This is a genomic window from Variovorax saccharolyticus, from assembly GCF_030316765.1.
In the GTDB taxonomy this organism is placed as follows: domain Bacteria; phylum Pseudomonadota; class Gammaproteobacteria; order Burkholderiales; family Burkholderiaceae_C; genus Variovorax; species Variovorax saccharolyticus.
The window spans coordinates 54,647-75,177 of the sequence record NZ_JASZYT010000020.1 but is presented as its reverse complement, the minus strand read 5'-3'; the positions used below and the strand labels follow the sequence as shown (position 1 = coordinate 75,177).

At 67.8% G+C, this 20,531-nt stretch carries 17 protein-coding genes and 1 pseudogene; 6 read left to right on the top strand and 12 right to left on the bottom strand.

From position 1 onward, the window contains the following. The 3 genes and pseudogenes from QTI45_RS34725 to QTI45_RS34715 all read left to right on the top strand — a co-directional run. Positions 1-535: pseudogene (locus QTI45_RS34725) on the top strand (polyhydroxyalkanoate depolymerase); the annotation flags it as partial. 4 nt (positions 536-539) lie between these two features. Then, positions 540-1,172 (top strand): RnfABCDGE type electron transport complex subunit B, encoded by a 633-nt coding sequence (locus QTI45_RS34720; protein ID WP_286657586.1) that lies wholly within the window; start codon positions 540-542, stop codon positions 1,170-1,172. Further along, on the top strand, positions 1,169-1,804 hold the full coding sequence (locus tag QTI45_RS34715; protein ID WP_286657585.1) for a LysE family translocator: 636 nt from the start codon (positions 1,169-1,171) through the stop codon (positions 1,802-1,804). Before QTI45_RS34720 ends, QTI45_RS34715 begins: the two co-directional genes overlap by 4 nt. Before the next feature lie 10 nt (positions 1,805-1,814). Here QTI45_RS34715 and QTI45_RS34710 read toward each other — a convergent pair whose 3' ends face one another. Genes QTI45_RS34710 through scpA form a run of 6 tightly spaced genes read right to left on the bottom strand, consistent with a single transcriptional unit; the run spans position 1,815 to position 10,196 of the window. Further along, positions 1,815-2,291: a VOC family protein gene (locus QTI45_RS34710; protein WP_286657584.1), complete on the bottom strand. Its 477-nt coding sequence runs from the start codon at positions 2,289-2,291 to the stop codon at positions 1,815-1,817. Next, the gene (bioB, locus tag QTI45_RS34705) at positions 2,288-3,325 is read right to left on the bottom strand and encodes a biotin synthase BioB (protein WP_286372560.1); all 1,038 of its coding nucleotides are present in this window, start codon (positions 3,323-3,325) and stop codon (positions 2,288-2,290) included. The genes QTI45_RS34710 and bioB overlap by 4 nt, the downstream gene beginning before the upstream one ends. Then, the gene (locus QTI45_RS34700; RefSeq protein WP_286657583.1) at positions 3,326-5,374 is read right to left on the bottom strand and encodes an acetyl-CoA carboxylase biotin carboxylase subunit; all 2,049 of its coding nucleotides are present in this window, start codon (positions 5,372-5,374) and stop codon (positions 3,326-3,328) included. Positions 5,375-5,391: 17 nt separating this feature from the next. Further along, a complete protein-coding gene (locus QTI45_RS34695) occupies positions 5,392-6,924 on the bottom strand; it encodes an acyl-CoA carboxylase subunit beta (protein ID WP_286372562.1) in 1,533 nt (510 codons plus the stop codon). A gap of 48 nt (positions 6,925-6,972) precedes the next feature. Continuing rightward, complete coding sequence (gene meaB / locus QTI45_RS34690) at positions 6,973-8,034, bottom strand: methylmalonyl Co-A mutase-associated GTPase MeaB (RefSeq protein ID WP_286372563.1); 1,062 nt, start codon at positions 8,032-8,034, stop codon at positions 6,973-6,975. A gap of 2 nt (positions 8,035-8,036) precedes the next feature. After that, entirely contained in the window at positions 8,037-10,196 is a 2,160-nt protein-coding gene (gene scpA / locus QTI45_RS34685; protein ID WP_286657582.1) for a methylmalonyl-CoA mutase, read from the bottom strand. Positions 10,197-10,317: 121 nt separating this feature from the next. On the opposite strand from scpA, the gene QTI45_RS34680 reads away from it, so the two are divergent. Continuing rightward, positions 10,318-10,965 (top strand): GntR family transcriptional regulator, encoded by a 648-nt coding sequence (locus QTI45_RS34680; RefSeq protein WP_286657581.1) that lies wholly within the window; start codon positions 10,318-10,320, stop codon positions 10,963-10,965. Positions 10,966-11,106: 141 nt separating this feature from the next. Here the strand turns inward: QTI45_RS34680 and dusA are convergent, their stop codons facing one another. From dusA to bglX, 4 genes are all read right to left on the bottom strand, one after another. Next, complete coding sequence (gene dusA, locus QTI45_RS34675) at positions 11,107-12,093, bottom strand: tRNA dihydrouridine(20/20a) synthase DusA (RefSeq protein ID WP_286657580.1); 987 nt, start codon at positions 12,091-12,093, stop codon at positions 11,107-11,109. Between the two features lie 39 nt (positions 12,094-12,132). Then, complete coding sequence (locus QTI45_RS34670) at positions 12,133-12,846, bottom strand: YebC/PmpR family DNA-binding transcriptional regulator (RefSeq protein WP_286657579.1); 714 nt, start codon at positions 12,844-12,846, stop codon at positions 12,133-12,135. A gap of 80 nt (positions 12,847-12,926) precedes the next feature. After that, the gene (locus QTI45_RS34665; protein WP_286657578.1) at positions 12,927-14,318 is read right to left on the bottom strand and encodes a CoA transferase; all 1,392 of its coding nucleotides are present in this window, start codon (positions 14,316-14,318) and stop codon (positions 12,927-12,929) included. Positions 14,319-14,340: 22 nt separating this feature from the next. Then, positions 14,341-16,629, bottom strand: coding sequence for a beta-glucosidase BglX (gene bglX, locus QTI45_RS34660; protein WP_286657589.1), 2,289 nt, complete (start codon positions 16,627-16,629; stop codon positions 14,341-14,343). 168 nt (positions 16,630-16,797) lie between these two features. Between bglX and QTI45_RS34655 the strand changes: the two genes are divergently transcribed. Further along, positions 16,798-18,408: a glucan biosynthesis protein G gene (locus QTI45_RS34655; RefSeq protein ID WP_286657577.1), complete on the top strand. Its 1,611-nt coding sequence runs from the start codon at positions 16,798-16,800 to the stop codon at positions 18,406-18,408. Between the two features lie 12 nt (positions 18,409-18,420). Here the strand turns inward: QTI45_RS34655 and QTI45_RS34650 are convergent, their stop codons facing one another. Both QTI45_RS34650 and QTI45_RS34645 read right to left on the bottom strand, forming a co-directional pair. Then, positions 18,421-19,059 carry a 3-oxoacid CoA-transferase subunit B gene (locus tag QTI45_RS34650; RefSeq protein WP_286372573.1) on the bottom strand — a complete coding sequence of 213 codons (639 nt, stop codon included), beginning with the start codon at positions 19,057-19,059 and terminating at the stop codon, positions 18,421-18,423. A 1-nt stretch (position 19,060) separates the two neighbouring features. Then, complete coding sequence (locus QTI45_RS34645) at positions 19,061-19,861, bottom strand: CoA transferase subunit A (protein WP_286372574.1); 801 nt, start codon at positions 19,859-19,861, stop codon at positions 19,061-19,063. 73 nt (positions 19,862-19,934) lie between these two features. Between QTI45_RS34645 and QTI45_RS34640 the strand changes: the two genes are divergently transcribed. After that, positions 19,935-20,522, top strand: coding sequence for a LuxR C-terminal-related transcriptional regulator (locus QTI45_RS34640; RefSeq protein WP_286657576.1), 588 nt, complete (start codon positions 19,935-19,937; stop codon positions 20,520-20,522). Positions 20,523-20,531: the final 9 nt, after the last annotated feature.

Sequence of the window (20,531 nt, the reverse complement as noted above, 5' to 3'; positions counted from 1 at the left end):
TGACGCCAGCACCGAGGCGCACCGCAAGTTCTACGACGAGTACAACGCGGTGCTCGACATGGACGCCGACTACTACCTGGAGACGATCCGCACGGTGTTCCAGAAGTTCGATCTCGTGAACGGCACCTGGGAAGTCAAGAACCCCGCCGGCGAGCGCGAGCCGGTGCGCCCGCAGGACATCCATTCGACCGGCCTGCTGACGGTCGAGGGCGAACTGGACGACATCTCCGGCTCGGGCCAGACCCGCGCGGCGCACGAACTGTGCACCGGCGTCTCGGCCAAGGAGCAGCGCCATTTCGAGGTCAAGGGCGCCGGCCACTACGGGATCTTCAGCGGACGCCGCTGGCGCGAGCAGGTCTACCCCGAGGTGAGGCAGTTCATCGCAGCGCACGACAAGCCGCAAAAGCGCGCCAGCCGCACGATCCTGGCCGCCGAGGACACGATCAAGGCCAGCCCGGCGCGCAAGAAGGCGGCGGCAGCGGGCAAGACCCCGGCCGCGCGCCGCTCGACTCCGGCCCTTCGCAAGGCCGGCTGAGGCCGTGACGCCGACGGCCGCACGCCTGCTCGACGCGCTGCCGCAGACGCAGTGCACCCGCTGCGGCTACCCGGATTGCGCCGGCTACGCCGACGCCATCGACGCCGGCGAGGCCGATATCAACCAATGCCCGCCCGGCGGCGCCGAAGGCGTCGCGCGACTGGCGCAGGTCACGGGCAAGGCGGCACATCCGATCGATCCGCGATTCGGCGTCGAGGGGCCGCGCGCCCTGGCGGTGATCGACGAAGCCTGGTGCATCGGCTGCACGCTGTGCCTGGACGCCTGCCCCACCGACGCCATCGTCGGCATCCACAAGCGCATGCACACCGTGATCGACGCCCATTGCACGGGCTGCGAACTGTGCATCCCGGTCTGTCCGGTCGACTGCATCTCGCTCGAGACGGTCACGCCGGGCCGCAGCGGCTGGCAGGCCTGGTCGCAGGATCAGGCCGGCCACGCGCGGGCGCGCTACGCCGCGCATGCGACGCGGCGATCTCGCAGCGGGCCCGTTCTTGCATCGCAGGGCGACGAGCCGGCGAACGCGCCCGAGGCGACCGACCGCAAGCGGGCGATCGTCGAAGCCGCGCTGGCGCGCGCCCGCGCCGCTGCCGCCAAGACCCTACCCAATCGATCATGAGCCTCGACACCCTGCTGCTCTTCATCCTGGCTTCGACGGCGCTGGCCATCACGCCCGGGCCGACCATGCTGCTGGCGCTTTCCAACGGCATCTCCGGCGGCATGCGCGCGGCGGCCTGGGGCATTGCCGGCGCGTCGCTCGGCAGCAGCATCGTCATCGCCACGGTGGCGCTCGGGCTGGGCTCCCTGCTGGCGGCATCCGAGTGGCTGTTCAATGCGATCCGCGTCGCCGGCGTGCTCTACCTGGTCTGGCTCGGCGTCAAGCTCTGGCGCACGCCGCCGGCCGATGTGGGCGCCGCGCTGGCGGACGCGTCGGCGCGACCGCTGCGCGGCCGGCTGGCGCTGCTGCGCAGCCTGGCCGTCGCCCTGTCGAATCCGAAGTCGCTGCTGTTCTTCGCCGCTTTCCTGCCGCAGTTCGTCGACATCGCCCATCCGCAAGGGCCGCAGTACCTGATGCTGGGAGCGGTCTTCGTTGCCATCGACACGCTGATCATGCTGGCCTACGCGACGGCCGGAACGCAGGCCGTGCGATGGCTTTCGCAGCGCAGCCTGCGCGCGCTGAATCGCGGCTGCGCGGCCGGGATGTGGCTGCTGGCGGCGACGCTGGCCATCTGGCGCCGCCCCGGAGCCTGATCCGCCGCGCTCAGCCGGCCGCGAGGGCCGAGAACGCCTTCACCACTTCGGCTGGCGCCTGCACCAGTTCGATCAGCACGCCCTCGCCCGCGATCGGGAACTGGTCGTTGCCCTTGGGATGCAGGAAGCAGATGTCGAAGCCGGCCGCGCCCTGGCGGATGCCGCCCGGCGCGAAGCGAACCCCCTGGGCCGTGAGCCAATCGACCGCCGCCGGAAGATCGTCGATCCACAAGCCGACATGGTTCAGGGGCGTCGCGTGGACCGCGGGCTTCTTCTCGGGATCCAGCGGCTGCATCAGGTCGACCTCGACCTTGAAGGGTCCGCTGCCGATGGCGCAGATGTCCTCGTCGACGTTCTCGCGCTCGCTCTTGAAGGTCCCCGTGACCTCCAGGCCCAGCATCTCGACCCACAGCTTCTGCAGCCGGCCCTTGTCGAGCCCGCCGATGGCGATCTGCTGGATGCCCAGAACCTTGAATGGACGCTTCATCTGCATGCTCCCTGCTCGGAGGTGGAACGGGCCTTGAGCCCCAGCCTGGACAGCAGCTGCACATCGGCCTCGACGTCGGGGTTGCCCGTGACCAGCAGCTTGTCGCCGTAGAAGATCGAATTCGCGCCGGCCAGGAAGCACAGCGCCTGCACGGCATCGCCGAGCTGCTGCCGGCCCGCCGAAAGACGCACGCGCGCCTTCGGCATCGTGATGCGCGCGACCGCGATCATGCGCACGAAGTCCAGCGGATCGATCGGGTCCGAATCGGCCAGCGGCGTGCCCGGCACGCGCACCAGGCTGTTGATCGGCACCGACTCGGGATAGGGATCGAGGTTGGCGAGCTGGGCGATCAGCCCCGCCCGATGCACCGGCGCCTCGCCCATGCCGACGATGCCGCCGCAGCACACGCTGATGCCGGCGGCGCGCACATGGGCCAGCGTGTCGAGCCGGTCCTGGTAGCTGCGCGTGTCGACGATGTCGGTGTAGTACTCGGGCGCGGTGTCGAGGTTGTGGTTGTAGTAGTCCAGGCCCGCTGCCTTGAGCTGCACCGCGTGCTGCGGCTCGAGCATGCCGAGGGTGGCGCAGGTCTGCAGGCCCAGCCCCTTGACGGCTTCGACCAGCACCGCGACCTTCTCGACGTCGCGGTCCTTCGGCGCCCGCCAGGCCGCGCCCATGCAGAAGCGGGTGGCGCCGGCATCCTTGGCCGCCTGCGCGGCACGCAGCACTTCGTCGACCTCCATCAGCTTCTGCGCCTTGACGCCGGTGTCGAACTCGGCCGACTGCGGGCAATAGCCGCAGTTCTCGGGGCAGCCGCCGGTCTTGACGGACAGCAGCGTGGCAAGCTCGATGTCGCCATCGGGGAAGTGCTCGCGATGCACCGTCTGCGCCTGGAACAGCAGGTCGCTGAAGGGCTTGTCGAGCAAGGCCTGCACCGCCTCCACCGACCAGGGGCCGCGCGGCGCGATGAAAGCCGCCGCCGGACGATGCAGGCTGACGGTCCGGGACTCGGCCGCCTTCAGGTCATTGGCTCCCATCTATGCGAACTCCATGATGACCTGGTCGACCGAGAGCGATTCGCCCTTGGCCGCGGCGATGTGGCCGACCACCCCGTCCTGTGTCGCGAACAGCACGTTCTCCATCTTCATCGCCTCGATCACCGCGAGCTTCTCGCCGGCCTGCACCTGCTGGCCGGGCTGCACCGAGACCTCGACCAGCAGCCCCGGCATCGGCGACATCAGGAACTTGCTCAGGTCCGGCGGCGCCTTGTAGGGCATCAGCGAGAGCAGCCGCGCGCCGAGCGGCGACAACACGGTCGCCTCGATCCGCGTGCCGTTGTGGACCACCCGCAGCGCCAGCGGATTCTTGCCCGCGCCGCGCTCGACCTGGGCGACGAAAGCCCGGTTGTTGACGATGCCCTCGACCCGGATGCTGCCGAGCGGCGCCTTGCTGTCGATCTTGTAGCTGCGCTCGCCCACCGCCACCGCGCTGGAGCCGCTCTGGCCGTGGAAGTCGGTGACCGACACCGGCTTGTGCACATGCTGGCCCTTGTCGTCCATCACGACCACCACGAACTGCTCGCCGACCTTGACGCCATGGCCGTCGAGCTGGCCGCTGATGCCCGACGCGCGCGCCCGATAGCGGCGATGCATGTAGGCCGCCAGCGCGACCAGGAAATCGGGGTCGTCGTGCGGCACGTCCTCGGCCTGGAATCCCTTGCCGTAGTGCTCGGCGATGAAGCCGGTGTTGAAGTCGCCGCTGACGAACTTCGGATGCGCCAGCAGCGCCGCCTGGAACGGGATGTTGCTGTTGATGCCGCGGATCACGAAGCCGTTGAGGGCTTCGCGCATCAGCGCGATGGCATGCGCACGGTCGCGGCCGTGGACGATCAGCTTGGCGATCATCGAGTCGTAGAACATCGGGATCTCGCCGCCGTCGTAGACACCGGTGTCGACGCGCACGCCGTACAGATGCTCGGTGTCGGCCGAGAACATGGTCTCCTTGGGCGGCTGGAAACGCACCAGCCGGCCGGTCGAGGGCAGGAAGTTGCGGAACGGGTCCTCCGCGTTGATGCGGCATTCGATGGCCCAGCCTTCTCGCTTCACGTCCTTCTGTGCCAGCGGCAGCTGCTCGCCGGCGGCGACGCGGATCATCAGCTCGACCAGGTCGAGGCCAGTGATCGCCTCGGTCACCGGATGCTCGACCTGCAGCCGGGTGTTCATCTCGAGGAAATAGAAGCTCTGGTCCTTGCCGACCACGAACTCCACCGTGCCCGCGCTCTGGTAATTGACGGCCTTGGCCAGCGCCACCGCCTGCTCGCCCATGGCTCGGCGCGTGGCATCGCTGATGAAGGGCGACGGCGCCTCCTCGATCACTTTCTGATGGCGCCGCTGGATCGAGCATTCGCGCTCGTTGAGATAGATCACGTTGCCCTGCGCATCGCCGAGCACCTGGATCTCGATGTGGCGCGGCTCCTCGACGAACTTCTCGATGAAGACGCGGTCGTCGCCGAAGCTGTTGCGGGCCTCGTTGCGGCACGAGGTGAAGCCCTCGAAGGCTTCCTTGTCGTTGAAGGCCACGCGCAGGCCCTTGCCGCCGCCGCCGGCCGAGGCCTTGATCATCACCGGGTAGCCGATGTCCTTGGCGATCTCGACCGCGCGCTCGGCGGTCTCGATGGCGTCGTTCCAGCCGGGGATGGTGTTGACCTTGGCTTCGTTGGCGAGCTTCTTCGAGGCGATCTTGTCGCCCATCGCGGCGATCGAATAGTGCTTCGGTCCGATGAAGACGATGCCCTCTTCCTCGGCCTTGCGGGCGAAGGCCTCGTTCTCGGACAGGAAGCCGTAGCCCGGGTGCACGGCCTCGGCGCCGGTCTTCTTGCAGGCCGCGATGATGCGGTCGGCCTGCAGGTAGCTGTCGCGGCTGGCCGAGCCGCCGATGTGCACTGCCTCGTCGGCCAGCTCGACATGGCGCGCGTCCTTGTCGGCGTCGGAATAGACGGCCACCGTGAGGATGCCCATTTTCTTTGCGGTCTTGATGACGCGGCAAGCGATCTCGCCACGATTCGCAATCAGGATTTTCTTGAACATGTTCTTGTTCTCCGGTCTCAGAGCGGAATGTTGCCGTGCTTGCGCCACGGGTTCTCGAGTTTCTTCTCGCGCAGCATCACCAGACTGCGGCAGATCCGCTTGCGGGTCTCGCTCGGCAGGATCACGTCGTCGATGTAGCCGCGCGTGCTCGCCACGTACGGATTCGCGAATCGCGCCTTGTACTCGGCCTCGCGCGCGGCGAGCTTCTCGGGGTCGTTCTTGTCCTCGCGGAAGATGATCTCGACCGCGCCCTTGGCGCCCATCACCGCGATCTCGGCGCGCGGCCAGGCCAGGTTGACGTCGCCGCGCAGGTGCTTCGAGGCCATCACGTCGTAGGCGCCGCCATAGGCCTTGCGCGTGATGACCGTAATCTTCGGCACCGTGCATTCGGCATAGGCATACAGCAGCTTGGCGCCGTGCTTGATGATGCCGCCGTATTCCTGGCTGGTGCCGGGCATGAAGCCGGGCACGTCGACGAAAGTCAAGACCGGGATGTTGAAGGCATCGCAGAAGCGCACGAAGCGCGCCGCCTTGATCGAGGACTTGATGTCCAGGCAGCCGGCCAGCACCAGCGGCTGGTTGGCGACGATGCCGACGCTCTGGCCTTCCATGCGGGCGAAGCCGATCACGATGTTCTTCGCGTAGTCGGGCTGCAGCTCGAAGAAGTCGCCGTCGTCGACCACCTTGGCGATCAGCTCCTTCATGTCGTAGGGCTTGTTCGGGTTGTCGGGCACCAGGGTGTCGAGCGACAGGTCGGCGCGGTCGGCCGGGTCGCCGCTGGGCCGCACCGGCGGCTTCTCGCGGTTGTTGAGCGGCAGGTAGTTGTAGAGCCGGCGCAGCATCATCAGCGCCTCGACGTCGTTCTCGAAGGCCATGTCGGCCACGCCGCTCTTGGTGGTGTGGGTCGAGGCGCCGCCGAGTTCCTCGGCGGTGACGTCCTCGTGGGTCACGGTCTTCACCACCTCGGGGCCGGTGACGAACATGTAGCTGCTGTCCTTCACCATGAAGATGAAGTCGGTCATGGCCGGCGAATACACCGCGCCGCCGGCGCAGGGGCCCATGATCATGCTGATCTGCGGCACCACGCCCGAGGCCATCACGTTGCGCTGGAACACGTCGGCATAGCCGCCCAGCGAGGCCACGCCTTCCTGGATGCGCGCACCGCCCGAATCGTTGAGGCCGATGACCGGCGCCCCGACCTTCATCGCCTGGTCCATCACCTTGCAGATCTTCTCGGCATGGGCCTCGCTGAGGGCGCCGCCGAAGACCGTGAAGTCCTGGCTGAAGATGAACACCAGGCGGCCGTTGATCATGCCGTAGCCGGTGACGACGCCATCGCCCGGGATCTTGTTGTCGGCCATGCCGAAGTCGCTCGAGCGGTGTTCGACGAACATGTCCCACTCTTCGAAGGTGTTGTCGTCGAGCAGCAGTTCGATGCGCTCGCGCGCCGTCAGCTTGCCCTTGGCATGCTGGGCGTCGATGCGCTTCTGGCCACCGCCGAGCCGGGCCTGGGCGCGGCGTTTTTCGAGTTGTTCGAGGATTTCTTTCATGACGTTCCGTCGTAAGAGTTGATCTTTTTTGAAAGGGACTGCGAAAGGCTACGCCTGTCCGGCCTGCGCGGCGAGCAGTTGGCGCGCCGCAGTCGAGGCAGGCAATTTGCCGGCCGCCACCTGGGCGACCGCATGGGGAAGCATTTCGCGCACTTGCGGGTGCTGGCGAAAGGCTTGCTTGAGGCCGGCGTCGATGCGTTCCCACATCCAGGCCAGCGCCTGCTTCTCGCGCCGGCTGGCGAAGCGGCCGTTGGCCGCCTGCAGCGCCTTGAACTGCAGCACGGCGGCCCAGAAGGCGTCGACGCCGGTACCCAGCAGCGCGCTGAGCTGGAGCACCCTGGGCAGCCAGAAGCGCACTTCGGCTTCCGGCGTGCCGGGCGTCGCGTGGGCGGCATGCATGGCCTGCGCATGGGCCGGATTGCCATGGTGGCCGAACAGCCGCAGCGCGGAGGTGATCTGGGCCTGGGCCCGGGTTGCGGCGTCCTTGTCGATATCGGCCTTGTTGATGACCACCAGGTCGGCCAGCTCCATCACGCCCTTCTTGATCGCCTGCAGGTCGTCGCCGGCATTGGGCAGCTGCAGCAGCACGAACATGTCGGTCATGCCCGAGACCGCGGTCTCGCTCTGGCCGACGCCGACAGTCTCGACGATCACGACGTCGTAGCCGGCGGCCTCGCAGACCAGCATCGCTTCGCGGGTCTTCTCGGCCACGCCGCCGAGCGTGCCGCTCGACGGGCTCGGCCGGATGTAGGCGCGCTCATGCACCGACAGATGCTCCATGCGCGTCTTGTCGCCAAGGATCGAGCCGCCCGAGACGGTGGACGACGGATCGATGGTGAGCACGGCGACGCGGTGGCCCTGCGCGATCAGGAACAGCCCGAGGGTCTCGATGAAGGTCGATTTGCCGACCCCCGGCACGCCCGAGATGCCGAGCCGGAACGACTTGCCGGTGTGCGGCAAGAGGGCCGTCAGCAACTCGTCGGCCTGCGCACGATGGTCGGCGCGCGTCGATTCGAGCAGCGTGATGGTCTTGGCGATCGCGCGGCGCTGCACAGGGCCATCGCTGGCCAGCAGCGCGTCCACCGTGACCGGTGACTTGGGCGGCTGCATCTTCAGGCTGCAACTGCCGCGCGAATCTGCTCGAGCACGTCCTTGGCGCTCGCCGGGATCGGGGTGCCCGGGCCGTAGATGCCCTTGACGCCAGCCTCGTAGAGAAAGTCGTAGTCCTGGCGCGGAATCACGCCGCCGACGAAGACGATGATGTCGTCGGCGCCCTGCTTCTTGAGCTCGGCGATGATCGCCGGCACGAGGGTCTTGTGGCCGGCGGCGAGCGTGCTGACGCCCACCGCGTGAACGTCGTTCTCGATCGCCTGGCGGGCGCATTCCTCGGGCGTCTGGAACAGCGGGCCCATATCGACATCGAAGCCCAGGTCGGCGAAGGCCGTGGCCACCACCTTGGCGCCGCGGTCGTGGCCGTCCTGCCCGAGCTTGGAGATCATCACGCGCGGGCGCCGGCCCTGTTCTTCGGCGAAGGCCGCGATCTCGTGCTGCAGCGCCTCCCAGCCTTCGGCCGAATCGTAGGCCGCGGCATAGACGCCCGTGACCTTCTGCGTGTCGGCGCGGTGGCGGCCATAGACCTTCTCGAGCGCATCGCTGATCTCGCCGACCGTGGCGCGCAGGCGCACCGCGTCGATGCTGAGCGCGAGCAGGTTGCCCTCGCCGCTTTCCGCCGCGGCGGTGAGCGCATCGAGGGCCGCCTGCACGGCGGCGCTGTCGCGCTTCTCGCGGATGGCCTGGAGCTTGGCGATCTGGCCGTCGCGTACCTTGACGTTGTCGATCTGCAGGATGTCGTGCGTGTCTTCGGTCTTGAGCTTGTACTTGTTGACGCCGACGATGACGTCGCGGCCCGAATCGATGCGGGCCTGCTTGTCGGCCGCCGCGGCCTCGATCTTGAGCTTGGCCCAGCCGCTGTCGACGGCGCGGGTCATGCCGCCCATCGCCTCGACCTCCTCGATGATGGCCCAGGCCGCATCGGCCATGTCCTGCGTGAGCTTCTCCATCATGTAGCTGCCGGCCCAGGGGTCGATCACGCTGGTGATGTGCGTCTCTTCCTGGATGATGAGCTGCGTGTTGCGCGCGATGCGCGAGCTGAACTCGGTCGGCAGCGCGATCGCCTCGTCGAGCGCGTTGGTGTGCAGGCTCTGGGTGCCGCCGAACACCGCGGCCATCGCCTCGATCGTGGTGCGCACCACGTTGTTGTAGGGGTCCTGCTCGGTCAGCGACCAGCCCGAGGTCTGGCAGTGGGTGCGCAGCATCAGGCTCTTGGGGTTCTTCGGCTCGAACTCCTTCATGATCCGGCACCACAGGAGGCGCGCGGCGCGCATCTTGGCGACCTCGAGATAGAAGTTCATGCCGATGGCCCAGAAGAAGCTGAGCCGGCCCGCGAAGCCGTCGACGTCCAGGCCCTTGGCCAGCGCTGTCTTCACGTATTCCTTGCCGTCGGCCAGCGTGAAGGCCAGCTCGAGCGCCTGGTTCGCGCCGGCCTCCTGCATGTGGTAGCCGCTGATCGAGATCGAGTTGAACTTCGGCATCTTCTGCGCCGTGTACTCGATGATGTCGCCGATGATCCGCATGCTCGGCGCCGGCGGAAAGATGTAGGTGTTGCGGACCATGAACTCCTTGAGGATGTCGTTCTGGATGGTTCCGCTCAGCTGGTCCTGCGCCACGCCCTGCTCTTCCGCCGCGACCACGTAGCCCGCCAGCACCGGCAGCACGGCGCCGTTCATGGTCATCGAGACGCTGACCTTGTCGAGGGGGATCTGGTCGAACAGGATCTTCATGTCCTCGACCGAATCGATCGCCACCCCGGCCTTGCCGACATCGCCGGTGACGCGCGGGTGGTCGCTGTCGTAGCCGCGGTGGGTCGCCAGGTCGAAGGCCACCGACACGCCCTGCCCGCCGGCCGCCAGCGCCTTGCGATAGAAGGCGTTCGACTCCTCGGCGGTCGAGAAGCCCGCGTACTGTCGGATGGTCCACGGCCGCACCGCGTACATCGTGGCCTGCGGGCCGCGCAGGTAGGGCTCGAAGCCGGGCAAGGTGTCGGTGTACTTGAGCCCCTGCAGGTCGGCCGCGGTGTAGAGCGGCTTGACTGTGATGCCGTCCGGCGTGACCCAGTTCAGCGCCTCGAGGCTGCCGCCCGGGGCGGACTTGGCAGCCGCCTTGGTCCAGGCTTCGAGGGTCGAAGGCGAAAAGGTGAATTCGGTTTTGCTCATGGGCGCCGCTTTGAAGGTCATGCGAATTGCGAGGAGTGCCTGCACTGTTGCAGGCCAGTGCCGCCGAGTCTACCATCCGTAATTATTAATTCAAAGATCAAAATTGGGGTACATTTCAGCCATGTCCGCTGTCACCCTCACCCCGCGAGCCCTCTACGAAGAGGTGGCGGAACTGCTGCGCCAGCGCATCTTCAGCCGGGAACTCGAGCCCGGCGGCTGGATCGACGAACTCAAGCTGGCGGAGGAATACGGCATCAGCCGAACGCCGCTGCGCGAGGCGCTGAAGGTTCTCGCCGCCGAGGGGCTGGTAACGATGAAGGTGCGGCGCGGCGCCTACGTGACCGAGGTGTCGGAGAAGGATCTGTCGGACGTCTATCACCTGCTGAGCCTGCTCGAGAGCGATGCCGCGGGCGTGGTGGCCGAGCGTGCGAGCGATGCGGAGCTGGCCGAACTCGAGCGGCTGCACGCCGAACTCGAGGCCGCCGCGAAGCCGGGGCACGTGGACCGCGAGCATTTCTTCGCGATCAACGAGCGCTTCCACATGCGGCTGCTGGCGATCGCGAACAACCGCTGGCGCGACCAGATGGTGGCCGACCTGCGCAAGGTGATGAAGCTCAACCGGCACAACTCGCTGTTGAAGGCCGGGCGCATCGGCGAATCGCTGAAGGAGCACCGGGCGCTCATGGAGGCGATCAAGGCGCGCGACGCCGCGGTCGCGATGCAGCGGATGCAGCAGCACTTCCGCAACGGGCTGGAAGCGGCTAACTGAGCTCGCCCCCAGGTTGGGCTCACTGCGTGTAGCCCGCCCACCCCCGACCGGGGGCAACACCGGCGGACTGGCGAAGCCAGATCCGCGGTGTTTCACGAAGGGGCCTGGCTTCGCCGGCCAGCGGAAATTCTGGTCTTGCTATCAGGCGGGCTGGGCGGCGGGTTCGTGCGCCAGGGCCATGACCTCATGGGGGGCGCTGCTCTTGAGCTTGTGGTCGCTCCACACCTGGCGCCAGCGGCGGGCGCCGGCCAGGCCGTTGCGCAGGCCCAGCATGTGGCGCGCGATGTTCGACCACGGCGTGCCGTGCTCGGCCGCTTCGCGGGCCATGTAGTCGCACATCTGCAGTTCGATCTCTTCGCGCGTCAGCGCCGACGGCGCCTCGCCGAAGAACTCCGCATCCCATTCGGCCAGCCACCAGGGGTTGTGATAGGCCTCGCGGCCGATCATGACGCCGTCGAGCAGGCGCAGGTGGGCGTGCATCGCGTCGTTGCCTGCGAAGCCGCCGTTGATCGAGATGGCGAGCGACGGGAAGTCGTGCTTGAGCCGGTGCACCAGCTCGTAGCGCAGCGGCGGCACCTCGCGGTTCTGCTTCGGCGACAGTCCCTTGAGCCAGGCATTGCGGGCATGGACGATGAAGGTCTTGCAGCCGGCCTCGCTGACCCGGCCGACGAAGTCGCGCACGAAATCGTAGCTCTCGATCTTGTCGATGCCGATGCGGTGCTTGACCGTGACCGGGACGTCGACCACGTCCACCATCGCCTTCACGCAATCGGCCACCAGCTGCGGCTCGTTCATGAGGCAGGCGCCGAAGGCGCCGCGCTGGACTCGCTCGCTGGGGCAGCCGCAGTTGATGTTGATCTCGTCGTAGCCCCATTCCTCGCCCAGCTTCGCGCAGTGCGCCAGGTCGGCCGGCTCGCTGCCGCCCAGCTGCAGCGCGACCGGGTGCTCCTCGGGGTTGAAGCGCAGGTGGCGCGGCACGTCGCCGTGGATCAGCGCGCCGGTGGTCACCATCTCGGTGTAGAGCAGCGCACGACGGGTCAGCAGGCGATGGAAGTAGCGGCAATGGCGGTCGGTCCAGTCCATCATCGGTGCCACCGACACCGTGCCGCTCCAAGGTGTTGAGTTCATTGGATGGTGTTCGAGCAGGTCTGCGGGCGGTTGCAGCGGCTACCCCGCCAGGCCCACGAACACGTTCTGCACGTCGTCGTTCGCGTCGATGGCGGCCAGGAAGGTCTCGACCTCCTCCAGCGCCTCGGCACTCAGGCTGGCCGGATCGATCGGGTTCTTGGCCTTGTAGCCCAGCTTCGCCGACAGCACCGTGAAGCCCTGGGCCGGCAGCGCACGGCTCACGACGTCGAGGTCGACCGGGTCGGTCAGGAAGGTGGCCGAGCCCTCTTCTTCGCCGCGCTCGAAGTCCTGCGCGCCCGCCTCGATGGCCGCGAGCTCAGGGTCGGCTCCCGGCTGCTGGGCTTCGGCCTCGATCATGCCGAGGTGATCGAAGTCCCAGGCCACCGAGCCGGACGCACCCAGTTGCCCCTTGCGAAACAGCACCCGCATTTCCGGCGCAGTGCGGTTCACGTTGTCGGTCAGGCATTCGACCATCACCGGCACCCGGTGCGGTGCGAAGCCTTCGTAGATCACGTGGTCGAAATGCACCGACTCGCCGGTCAGGCCGGCACCCTTCTTGATGGCGCGCTCGAGCGTGTCCTTGGGCATCGAGACCTTGCGGGCCTGCTCGACCACGAGCCGCAGCCGCGCGTTCGATGTCGGGTCGGCGCCGCTGCGCGCCGCGATCATGATTTCCTTGGCGAGCTTGCCGAACAAGCGGCCCTTGGCGTTGGCGGCCAGGTCCTTGTGCTTGGCTTTCCATTGGGCGCCCATGTGTGATGTTCCTTGAAGTCTCGGCTCTGCCGCGGGTACAGGATTCTGCCGCAGGCCAAAGTTCGGTGGCGCGACTCGCCCTAGGAGCCACTCGGCGGCCAAACCGCCGCATCCGTCCCCGGCGGCACCGAAGGCCGCGTCCACTCCGCCGGCGTGCGCGCCAGCTGCGCGCTGTGCCGCAGCCCGCACAGTTCACCGAAGCCCGAGGCCGAGGTCTCCAGGTACGGCGTCCGGTCGGGCACGGCCGCACCGAGCCCGCCCTCGACGCGCCCCAGCTCGCGCAGCCACCGCCCGGTCTGCGCCAGCGACACCTGCACATGCCAGCTGCCGCCTTCGCGCTGCTGGCGCCACAGCGCCGCCGCCGCACCCATCGCGATCAGGTAGCCGGTCGCCTCGTCGAGGATCTGCATCGGCAGCGGGCGGGGCTGGCCGTCGCCCTTGGCATCGCCCTCCGCGTGGTTGAAGCCCATCGCGGTCTGCACCAGCGAATCGAAGCCGCGGCGCCGGGCCCAGGGGCCGCTCGTGCCGTAGGCCGTGAGAGACACATGGACGATGCCGGGCCGGATGCGCGAGGTGTCGGCGGCGCCGAACCCCAGCGCCGCCAGCCCGCCGGGCCTGTAGCCCTGCACGAACACGTGCGCATCGGCCAGCAGGCCCGTCAGCGTCCGGCTGCCCTCGGCCGTCTTCAGGTCGACATGCGCCGACAGCTTGCCGCGGCTGGTGTCGGCGATCGCCTCGATGTTGGGCAGATGCGGCGAGTTGATCAGCATCACGTCGGCGCCATAGGCCGCAAGGGCGCGTCCTCCCACCGGGCCGGCCAGGATGCGCGTGAGGTCGAGCACGCGCACGCCGGCCAGCGGGCGGCGTCCGGCCGCCAGCGGCGCGAGCGCGAGCGGCGGTGCGTCGCCGATGCGCTCGATCGTGAACAGCGGCTGGCCGACCAGCGCCTGGCCCTGCGGCGTCGCGTCCCAGTCGTCGAAGCGCCGCAGCGCGGTCGCGACCAGGCCCTCGGCCGCAGCCGCGTCCTCGAAATCGATGGCCTTCCACTGCAGCATCGCGGCCTGCGCGTCGGCACGTTGCGCACCTTGCGGGTCCAGGCCCAGCAGCCGCAGCGCACCTTCGCGGTGGTGCGCGAAGTTGGCATGGATACGCACCCAGCCATCGGCGGCGCGATAGAGGCCCGAGAAGGCATCCCAGAGCTCGGGCACGCGGCCATCGAGGCTGAACCAGCCGGTGCACTCGAGTGCCGCATGCGCCATGTCGACGCTCACCGTCTGGCGCGCGGCGCCGCGCTGGTGGCCGAGCTCGCAGGCGGCGAGCGCGGCCGCCGCGATGGTGCTCTGGGCCGCCGTCCCGACCGCGAACGACGACGGCAGCACCGGGTCGGCACCGGTCAGCTGCGCGAAGCCCAGTGCTTCTTCGGGCAATCCGGCCTGCAGCCACAGGCCGCGCAAGGCTTCGATGGCATTCATGGGGGGTCCTTGCCCGGGTGGACTACTCGAGCTCGAAGCCCTGCTGCCGCACGGCCTGCGAGTCGAATCCGATCTGGACATTGAAGCGGCCCGGCTCCGCCACGCGGTGCAACTGGGCGTTGAAGAACTTGAGCTTGTCCTCGTCGATCGTGAAGCGCACCACGCGCTCCTCGCCCGGCTGCAGCATGAGCTTGCGGAAGTCCCGCAGTTCCTTGACCGGCCGCACGACCGACGCGGCGATGTCCTGGATGTAGAGCTGGACCACGGTCTCGCCGGCGCGCTGGCCGGTGTTCTTCACGCTCACCGAAGCCTCGATCTTGCCATTGCGCCGCATCGTCGGGCTCGACAGGCTCACGTCCGACAGCGAGAACTCGGTGTAGCTCAGGCCGTAGCCGAAGGGGTACAGCGGGCCCGTGACCTCCTCGTAGTACTGCGAGGTGTAGTTGCCCGGCTTGCCTTCGGTGAAAGGCCGGCCCAGCCGCGGGTGGTTGTAGTAGGTCGGAATCTGGCCGACCGAGCGCGGGAACGAGATCGGCAGCTTGCCCGCCGGGTTGTAGTCGCCATAGAGCACGTCGGCGATCGCGTTGCCGCCCTCGGTGCCGGTGTACCAGGTCTCGAGGATCGCGTCGGCCTCCTTCTGCTCGCGCACCAGCGCGAGCGGACGGCCGTTCATGAGGACCAGCACCAGCGGCTTGCCGGTCGCCTTGAGCGCGGTGATCAGGTCGCGCTGGCTCTGCGGCAGATCGAGGCTGGTGCGGCTCGACGACTCGTGCGACATGCCGCGCGCCTCGCCGACCGCCGCCACGACCACGTCGGCCTGCTGCGCCGCCTTGACCGCCTCGGCGATCATCTCGGCCGGCGCCCGCGGGTCCTGCGTCACCTCGGGCGTGTCCCAGTTGAGGAAGTTCAGGTATTTGACGGTGCTTTCGTCGTTCGTGATGTTGGCGCCGCGTGCGTAGGTCAGGCGTCCCCCGTTCTTGGCGACCGCAGTGCTGAGGCCCGCGCGCAAGGTGACCGCGTTCTTCGAATAGCCCGCGGCCGACCAGCTGCCCAGCATGTCGATCGGCGCATCGGCCAGCGGACCGACCAGCGCGATCGCCGCGGTCTTCGCCAGCGGCAGCGTGCGATTGCGGTTCTCGAGCAGCACCATCGACTTGCGCGCCACGTCGCGCGCCGCGGGGCGGTCGAGGCGGCTGTCGGCATTGAGATCCGCCGGATCGTCCTTGGCCACGCCGATGCGCAGGTACGGATCGCGGAACAGGCCCATGTCGTACTTGGCGCCCAGCACCTCGCGCACCGCGTTGTCGATGGCCTTCATCTTGACTTCGCCGGACTTCACCAGCCCGGGCAGTTCGTTGAGGTAGACCGAATCGGCCATGCTCAGGTCGATGCCGTTGTTGATCGCGAGCTTGGCGGCTTCGCGCTCGTCCTTGGCCACGCCATGGCGGATCAGCTCGACGATGGCGCCGTGGTCGCTCACCGCCACGCCCTTGAAGCCCCAGTCGCGGCGCAGCAGGTCCTGCATGAGCCAGGTGTTGGAGGTGGCCGGCACGCCGTTGATGGAGTTCAGCGCCACCATCACGCCGCCGGAGCCGGCATCGATCGCGGCGCGGTAGGGCGGCAGGTAGTCCTGGTACATGCGCATCGGGCTCATGTCGACGACGTTGTAGTCACGACCGCCCTCCACCGCCCCGTACAGCGCGAAGTGCTTCACGCTGGTCATGATGCGGCCGGCCGGCACCGGCACCGTGCCCTGGAAGCCCTTGACCGCTGACTTGGCGATCTCGGACACCAGGTACGGGTCTTCGCCGAAGCCTTCGGAGGTGCGGCCCCAGCGCGGGTCGCGGGCGATGTCGACCATCGGCGCGAAGGTCATGTCGATCGAGTCGGCGCTGGCCTCCCGGGCCGCGGTGCGCGCCATCAGGTCGACGGCGCCCAGGTCCCAGCTCGACGCCAGTCCGAGGCCGATCGGAAAGGTCGTGCGGTGGCCGTGGATCACGTCGTAGGCGAAGAACATCGGGATCTTCATCCGGCTCTTCATGGCCGCGTCCTGCAGCCTGCGGTTGTCCGGGCGATTGACCGAGTTGAAAGTGCCGCCGACGCGGCCGGCCGCGATCTCGTCGGCGAGTTGCGCGATCGGCATCTCGGGGCCGATGCTGATGAGCCGGAGCTGGCCGATTTTCTCGTCCAGCGTCATTCTTGCGATCAGGTCCGACACGAAGGCCGCCTTGTTTTTCGGGGCGGCGGGCTGCGCCTGGGCGAAGGCCAGCGGGCTGGCCAGGCCGGCCGCGAGGGCCAGCAGAAACGACATCTTCATTCAGGGACTTTCATGGATACATCGCAGCGTGCGGCGAGTCGTCTCGCACACGGCCCCTCCGCGAGAGGCTGGATCGTCGAGCATCGGATGCTAAGCTAAGCCGATGTTTGTCGATTCGGACTGATCCGAAGTGCGACAGGAAGTTTCCTACAAACGTTTTCCATGACTCTTCGCACCGCTCGCCGCCCGGCGCCGAAACTCGCGCTGCTCTGCCTGATCTGCGCCGCCTCGCTGTCCTGGACCGCCCAGGCCCGGGCCTTCTCGCTCGACGAGGTCACGGCGCAGGCCCGCGCGCTGATGAACAAGCCCTACGTGGCGCCGGTGAACAACCTGCCGCCGGAATTCAGCGGCATGCAGTTCGCCGACTACCAGAAGATGCAGCCGCGCACCGACCGCTTCGAATGGAGCGACCTGAAGACGCCGTTCCGGCTGGGCTTCTACCACCAGGGCATGCAGTTCAATTCGGCGGTGCGGATCAACGAGATCACGGCCGACGGGGTGCAGGAGATCAAGTACGACCCCGAGCGCTTCGACTTCGGCGGCCTGGCCTTCGACAAGACCGCGACCCGCCAGCTCGGCTACGCCGGCTTCCGGCTGCTCTATCCGGTGAACCAACCCGACAAGCTCGACGAGATCGTGAGCTTCCTCGGCGCGAGCTACTTCCGCGTGATCGGCAAGGGCCAGGTGTATGGGCTGTCGAGCCGCGGCCTGGCCATCGACACCGCGCCGCCGGGCGGCGAGGAGTTCCCGAACTTCCGCGAGTTCTGGATCCAGCGGCCGGCGCCCGAGGACCGCCAGGTGGTCATCTATGCCCTGCTCGATTCGCCGCGCGCCACCGGCGCCTACCAATTCATCGTGACGCCGGCGGGCAAGGATGCGGTGGTCGACGTGCAGGCCAACATCTTCGTGCGCGGCGACATCAAGACGCTCGGCATCGCGCCGCTGACCAGCATGTTCCTGTACGGGCCGAACCAGCAGTCGGAGCTCAGGCGCAACTTCCGGCCGGCGATCCACGATTCGAACGGCCTCGCGATCCACACCGGCGGCGGCGAATGGCTCTGGCGGCCGCTCAACAACCCGCGCCAGCTCGCGATCAGCTCCTTCGAGGTCGAGAACCCCAAGGGCTTCGGGCTGCTGCAGCGCGGGCGCGAGTTCTCGCGCTACGAGGACCTCAAGGACCGCTACGACCTGCGCCCGAGCGCCTGGATCGAGCCCCACGGCAACTGGGGCAAGGGCCGCGTCACGCTGATGGAGATCCCGACGCCGGACGAGACCAACGACAACATCGTGGCCTTCTGGACGCCCGCAGCGCCCACGCAGCGCGGCCAGATGCTGCAGTTCGCCTACCGCATGCACTGGACCACCGACGAGCCCGCGCTGCATGGCGCCGACAACGCGTGGGTGAAGCAGACCTTCCACACCGACAACGAGGAGCTGCAGGCCAACCTGATCCGCCGCATCGACGGCAGCAGCAGCGCCTTCCTGATCGATTTCGAGGGCCCGGCGCTGGCCGGCCTTTCAAATGGTGCAGACATCAAGCCGCAAGTCAGCGTAGGCGACAACGCCGAGCTGCTCGGCGTCGGCATCGAACGCAATCCGGCGATCAAGGGCTGGCGCGTGGCCTTGCGGGTGAAGGTCAAGGACCCGGCGCTGCCGGTAGAGATGCGGGCCGCGCTGGTCCAGGGCGACAAGGCGATCAGCGAGACCTGGAGCTACCAGCTGCCGCCGAATCCGCCGCCGGCGCCCGCCGCCGCAGCCCCGGCAGCGCGCTGAACTTCGCGCCGTTCAGCGCTGGAGCTTGACGCCGGTCTTGGCTTGCAGCGTCTCGAAGCTCACGCCTTCGGCCAGCTCGATCACCTTCAGCCCCTCGGGCGTGACGTCCAGCACGGCCAGGTCGGTGATGATGCGGTCGACCACGCCGACACCGGTCAGAGGCAGGGTGCACTTCTCGAGGATCTTGAGGTCCTCGGTGCCGTCCTTCTTCTTCGCCACGTGTTCCATCAGCACGATCACGCGCTTGACGCCGGCCACCAGGTCCATCGCGCCGCCCATGCCCTTGACCATCTTGCCCGGGATCATCCAGTTGGCGAGATCGCCCTTCTCGCTGACCTGCATCGCGCCGAGGATCGACAGGTTGATCTTGCCGCCGCGGATCATCGCGAAGCTGTCGTGGCTGCCGAAGATCGCCGAGCCCGGCAAGGTCGTGACGGTCTGCTTGCCGGCATTGATCAGGTCGGCGTCGACCTGGTCCTCGGTCGGAAAGGGGCCGATGCCGAGCATGCCGTTCTCGCTCTGCAACCAGACTTCCTTGTCGCCGACGAAATTGGCGACCAGCGTCGGGATGCCGATGCCGAGGTTGACGTAGAAGCCGTCTTCGAGTTCTTGCGCCGCGCGTGCGGCCATCTGGTCCTGGGTCCAGGGCATGTCAGGCTCCTTTGGTGTTCTTGACGGGTGCGGGCACTTCGACGCCGGCGGCGGCCTGCGCGATCGCGGCCTGGGCCTCGACCTTGGCGGCTGCGGCATCGACCGACGCGCTCACGGTGCGCTTCTCGATGCGCTTCTCGGGCGTCGCGTTGAGCACGATGCGGTGCACGTAGATGCCCGGCAGGTGGATGTCGTCGGGGGCGAGTTCGCCGATCTCGACGATCTTCTCGACCTCGACGATGCAGATCTTGCCGGCCATCGCGGCCGCCGGATTGAAGTTGCGCGCCGTCAGGCGGAAGCGCAGGTTGCCCGACTTGTCGGCCACGTCGGCCTTGACCAGCGCCACGTCGGGCACCAGCGAACGCTCCATGACGTAGGTCTCGCCGTCGAATTCGCGCAGTTCCTTGCCCTCGGCCACTTGCGTGCCGACGCCGGTCTTGGTGAAGAAGGCCGGGATGCCGGCGCCGCCGGCGCGCAGCTTCTCGGCCAGCGTGCCCTGCGGCGTGAACTCGAGCTCGAGTTCGCCGGCGAGGTACTGGCGCTCGAACTCCTTGTTCTCGCCCACGTAGCTGGCGATCATCTTCTTGATCTGCCGCGTGCCGAGCAGCTTGCCGAGGCCGAAGCCGTCGACGCCGGCGTTGTTCGAGATGCAGGTCAGGTTCTTGACGCCGGAGTCGTGCAGTGCATCGATCAGCGCTTCGGGAATGCCGCACAGGCCGAAGCCGCCGACGGCAAGGGTCTGGCCGTCGGCGACGACGCCCTTGAGCGCCGCGTCGGCGGAGGGATAGATCTTGTTCGCCATGGTTCCTCGCTGGGTGATGGGTTGAAATCCGAACTCGGACGATACTACGTACTGGCATACGTAGTATTTCGTAATGGACACACCCGACACCGCGCTCGCCGCCATCGACTACCGGCTTGCCTTCGAGCAGGCCCCGGTGGGCATGGTGCTGTCGCGCAACCGCATCATCGTCGACTGCAATGCGCGCCTGTGCGAGATGTTCGGTGCCACGCGCGGCGCGCTGGTCGGCCAGTCGTTTCGTGTCCTGTACCCGAGCGTCGCCGAATTCGAGCGCATCGGCAAGCGCATGGAGCCGATCCTGAACGCCAGCGGCCGCTATGCCGACAACCGGATGATGAAACGACTCGGCGGCCTGCACGGCGCCTTCGCCGGCGAAACCTTCTGGTGCCACGTGAGCGGCCAGGCGCTGAACCGCGAGGCGCCGCACGAGGCCGGCATCTGGATCTTCGAGGACCTGGGCTCGCGACGCTCGGCCAAGGCCGACCTGACGCCGCGCGAGCGCGAGGTGGCGGCCCAGGTGATGCAGGGCCTGACCTCGAAGGAGATCGGACGCGCGCTGGCGATCAGCCATCGCACGGTCGAGATCCACCGGGCGCGGCTGATGCGCAAGTACGCGGCGGCGACCACCGCCGAACTGGTTCAGAAGCTGATCGCCGGCTAGAGTCGGCGC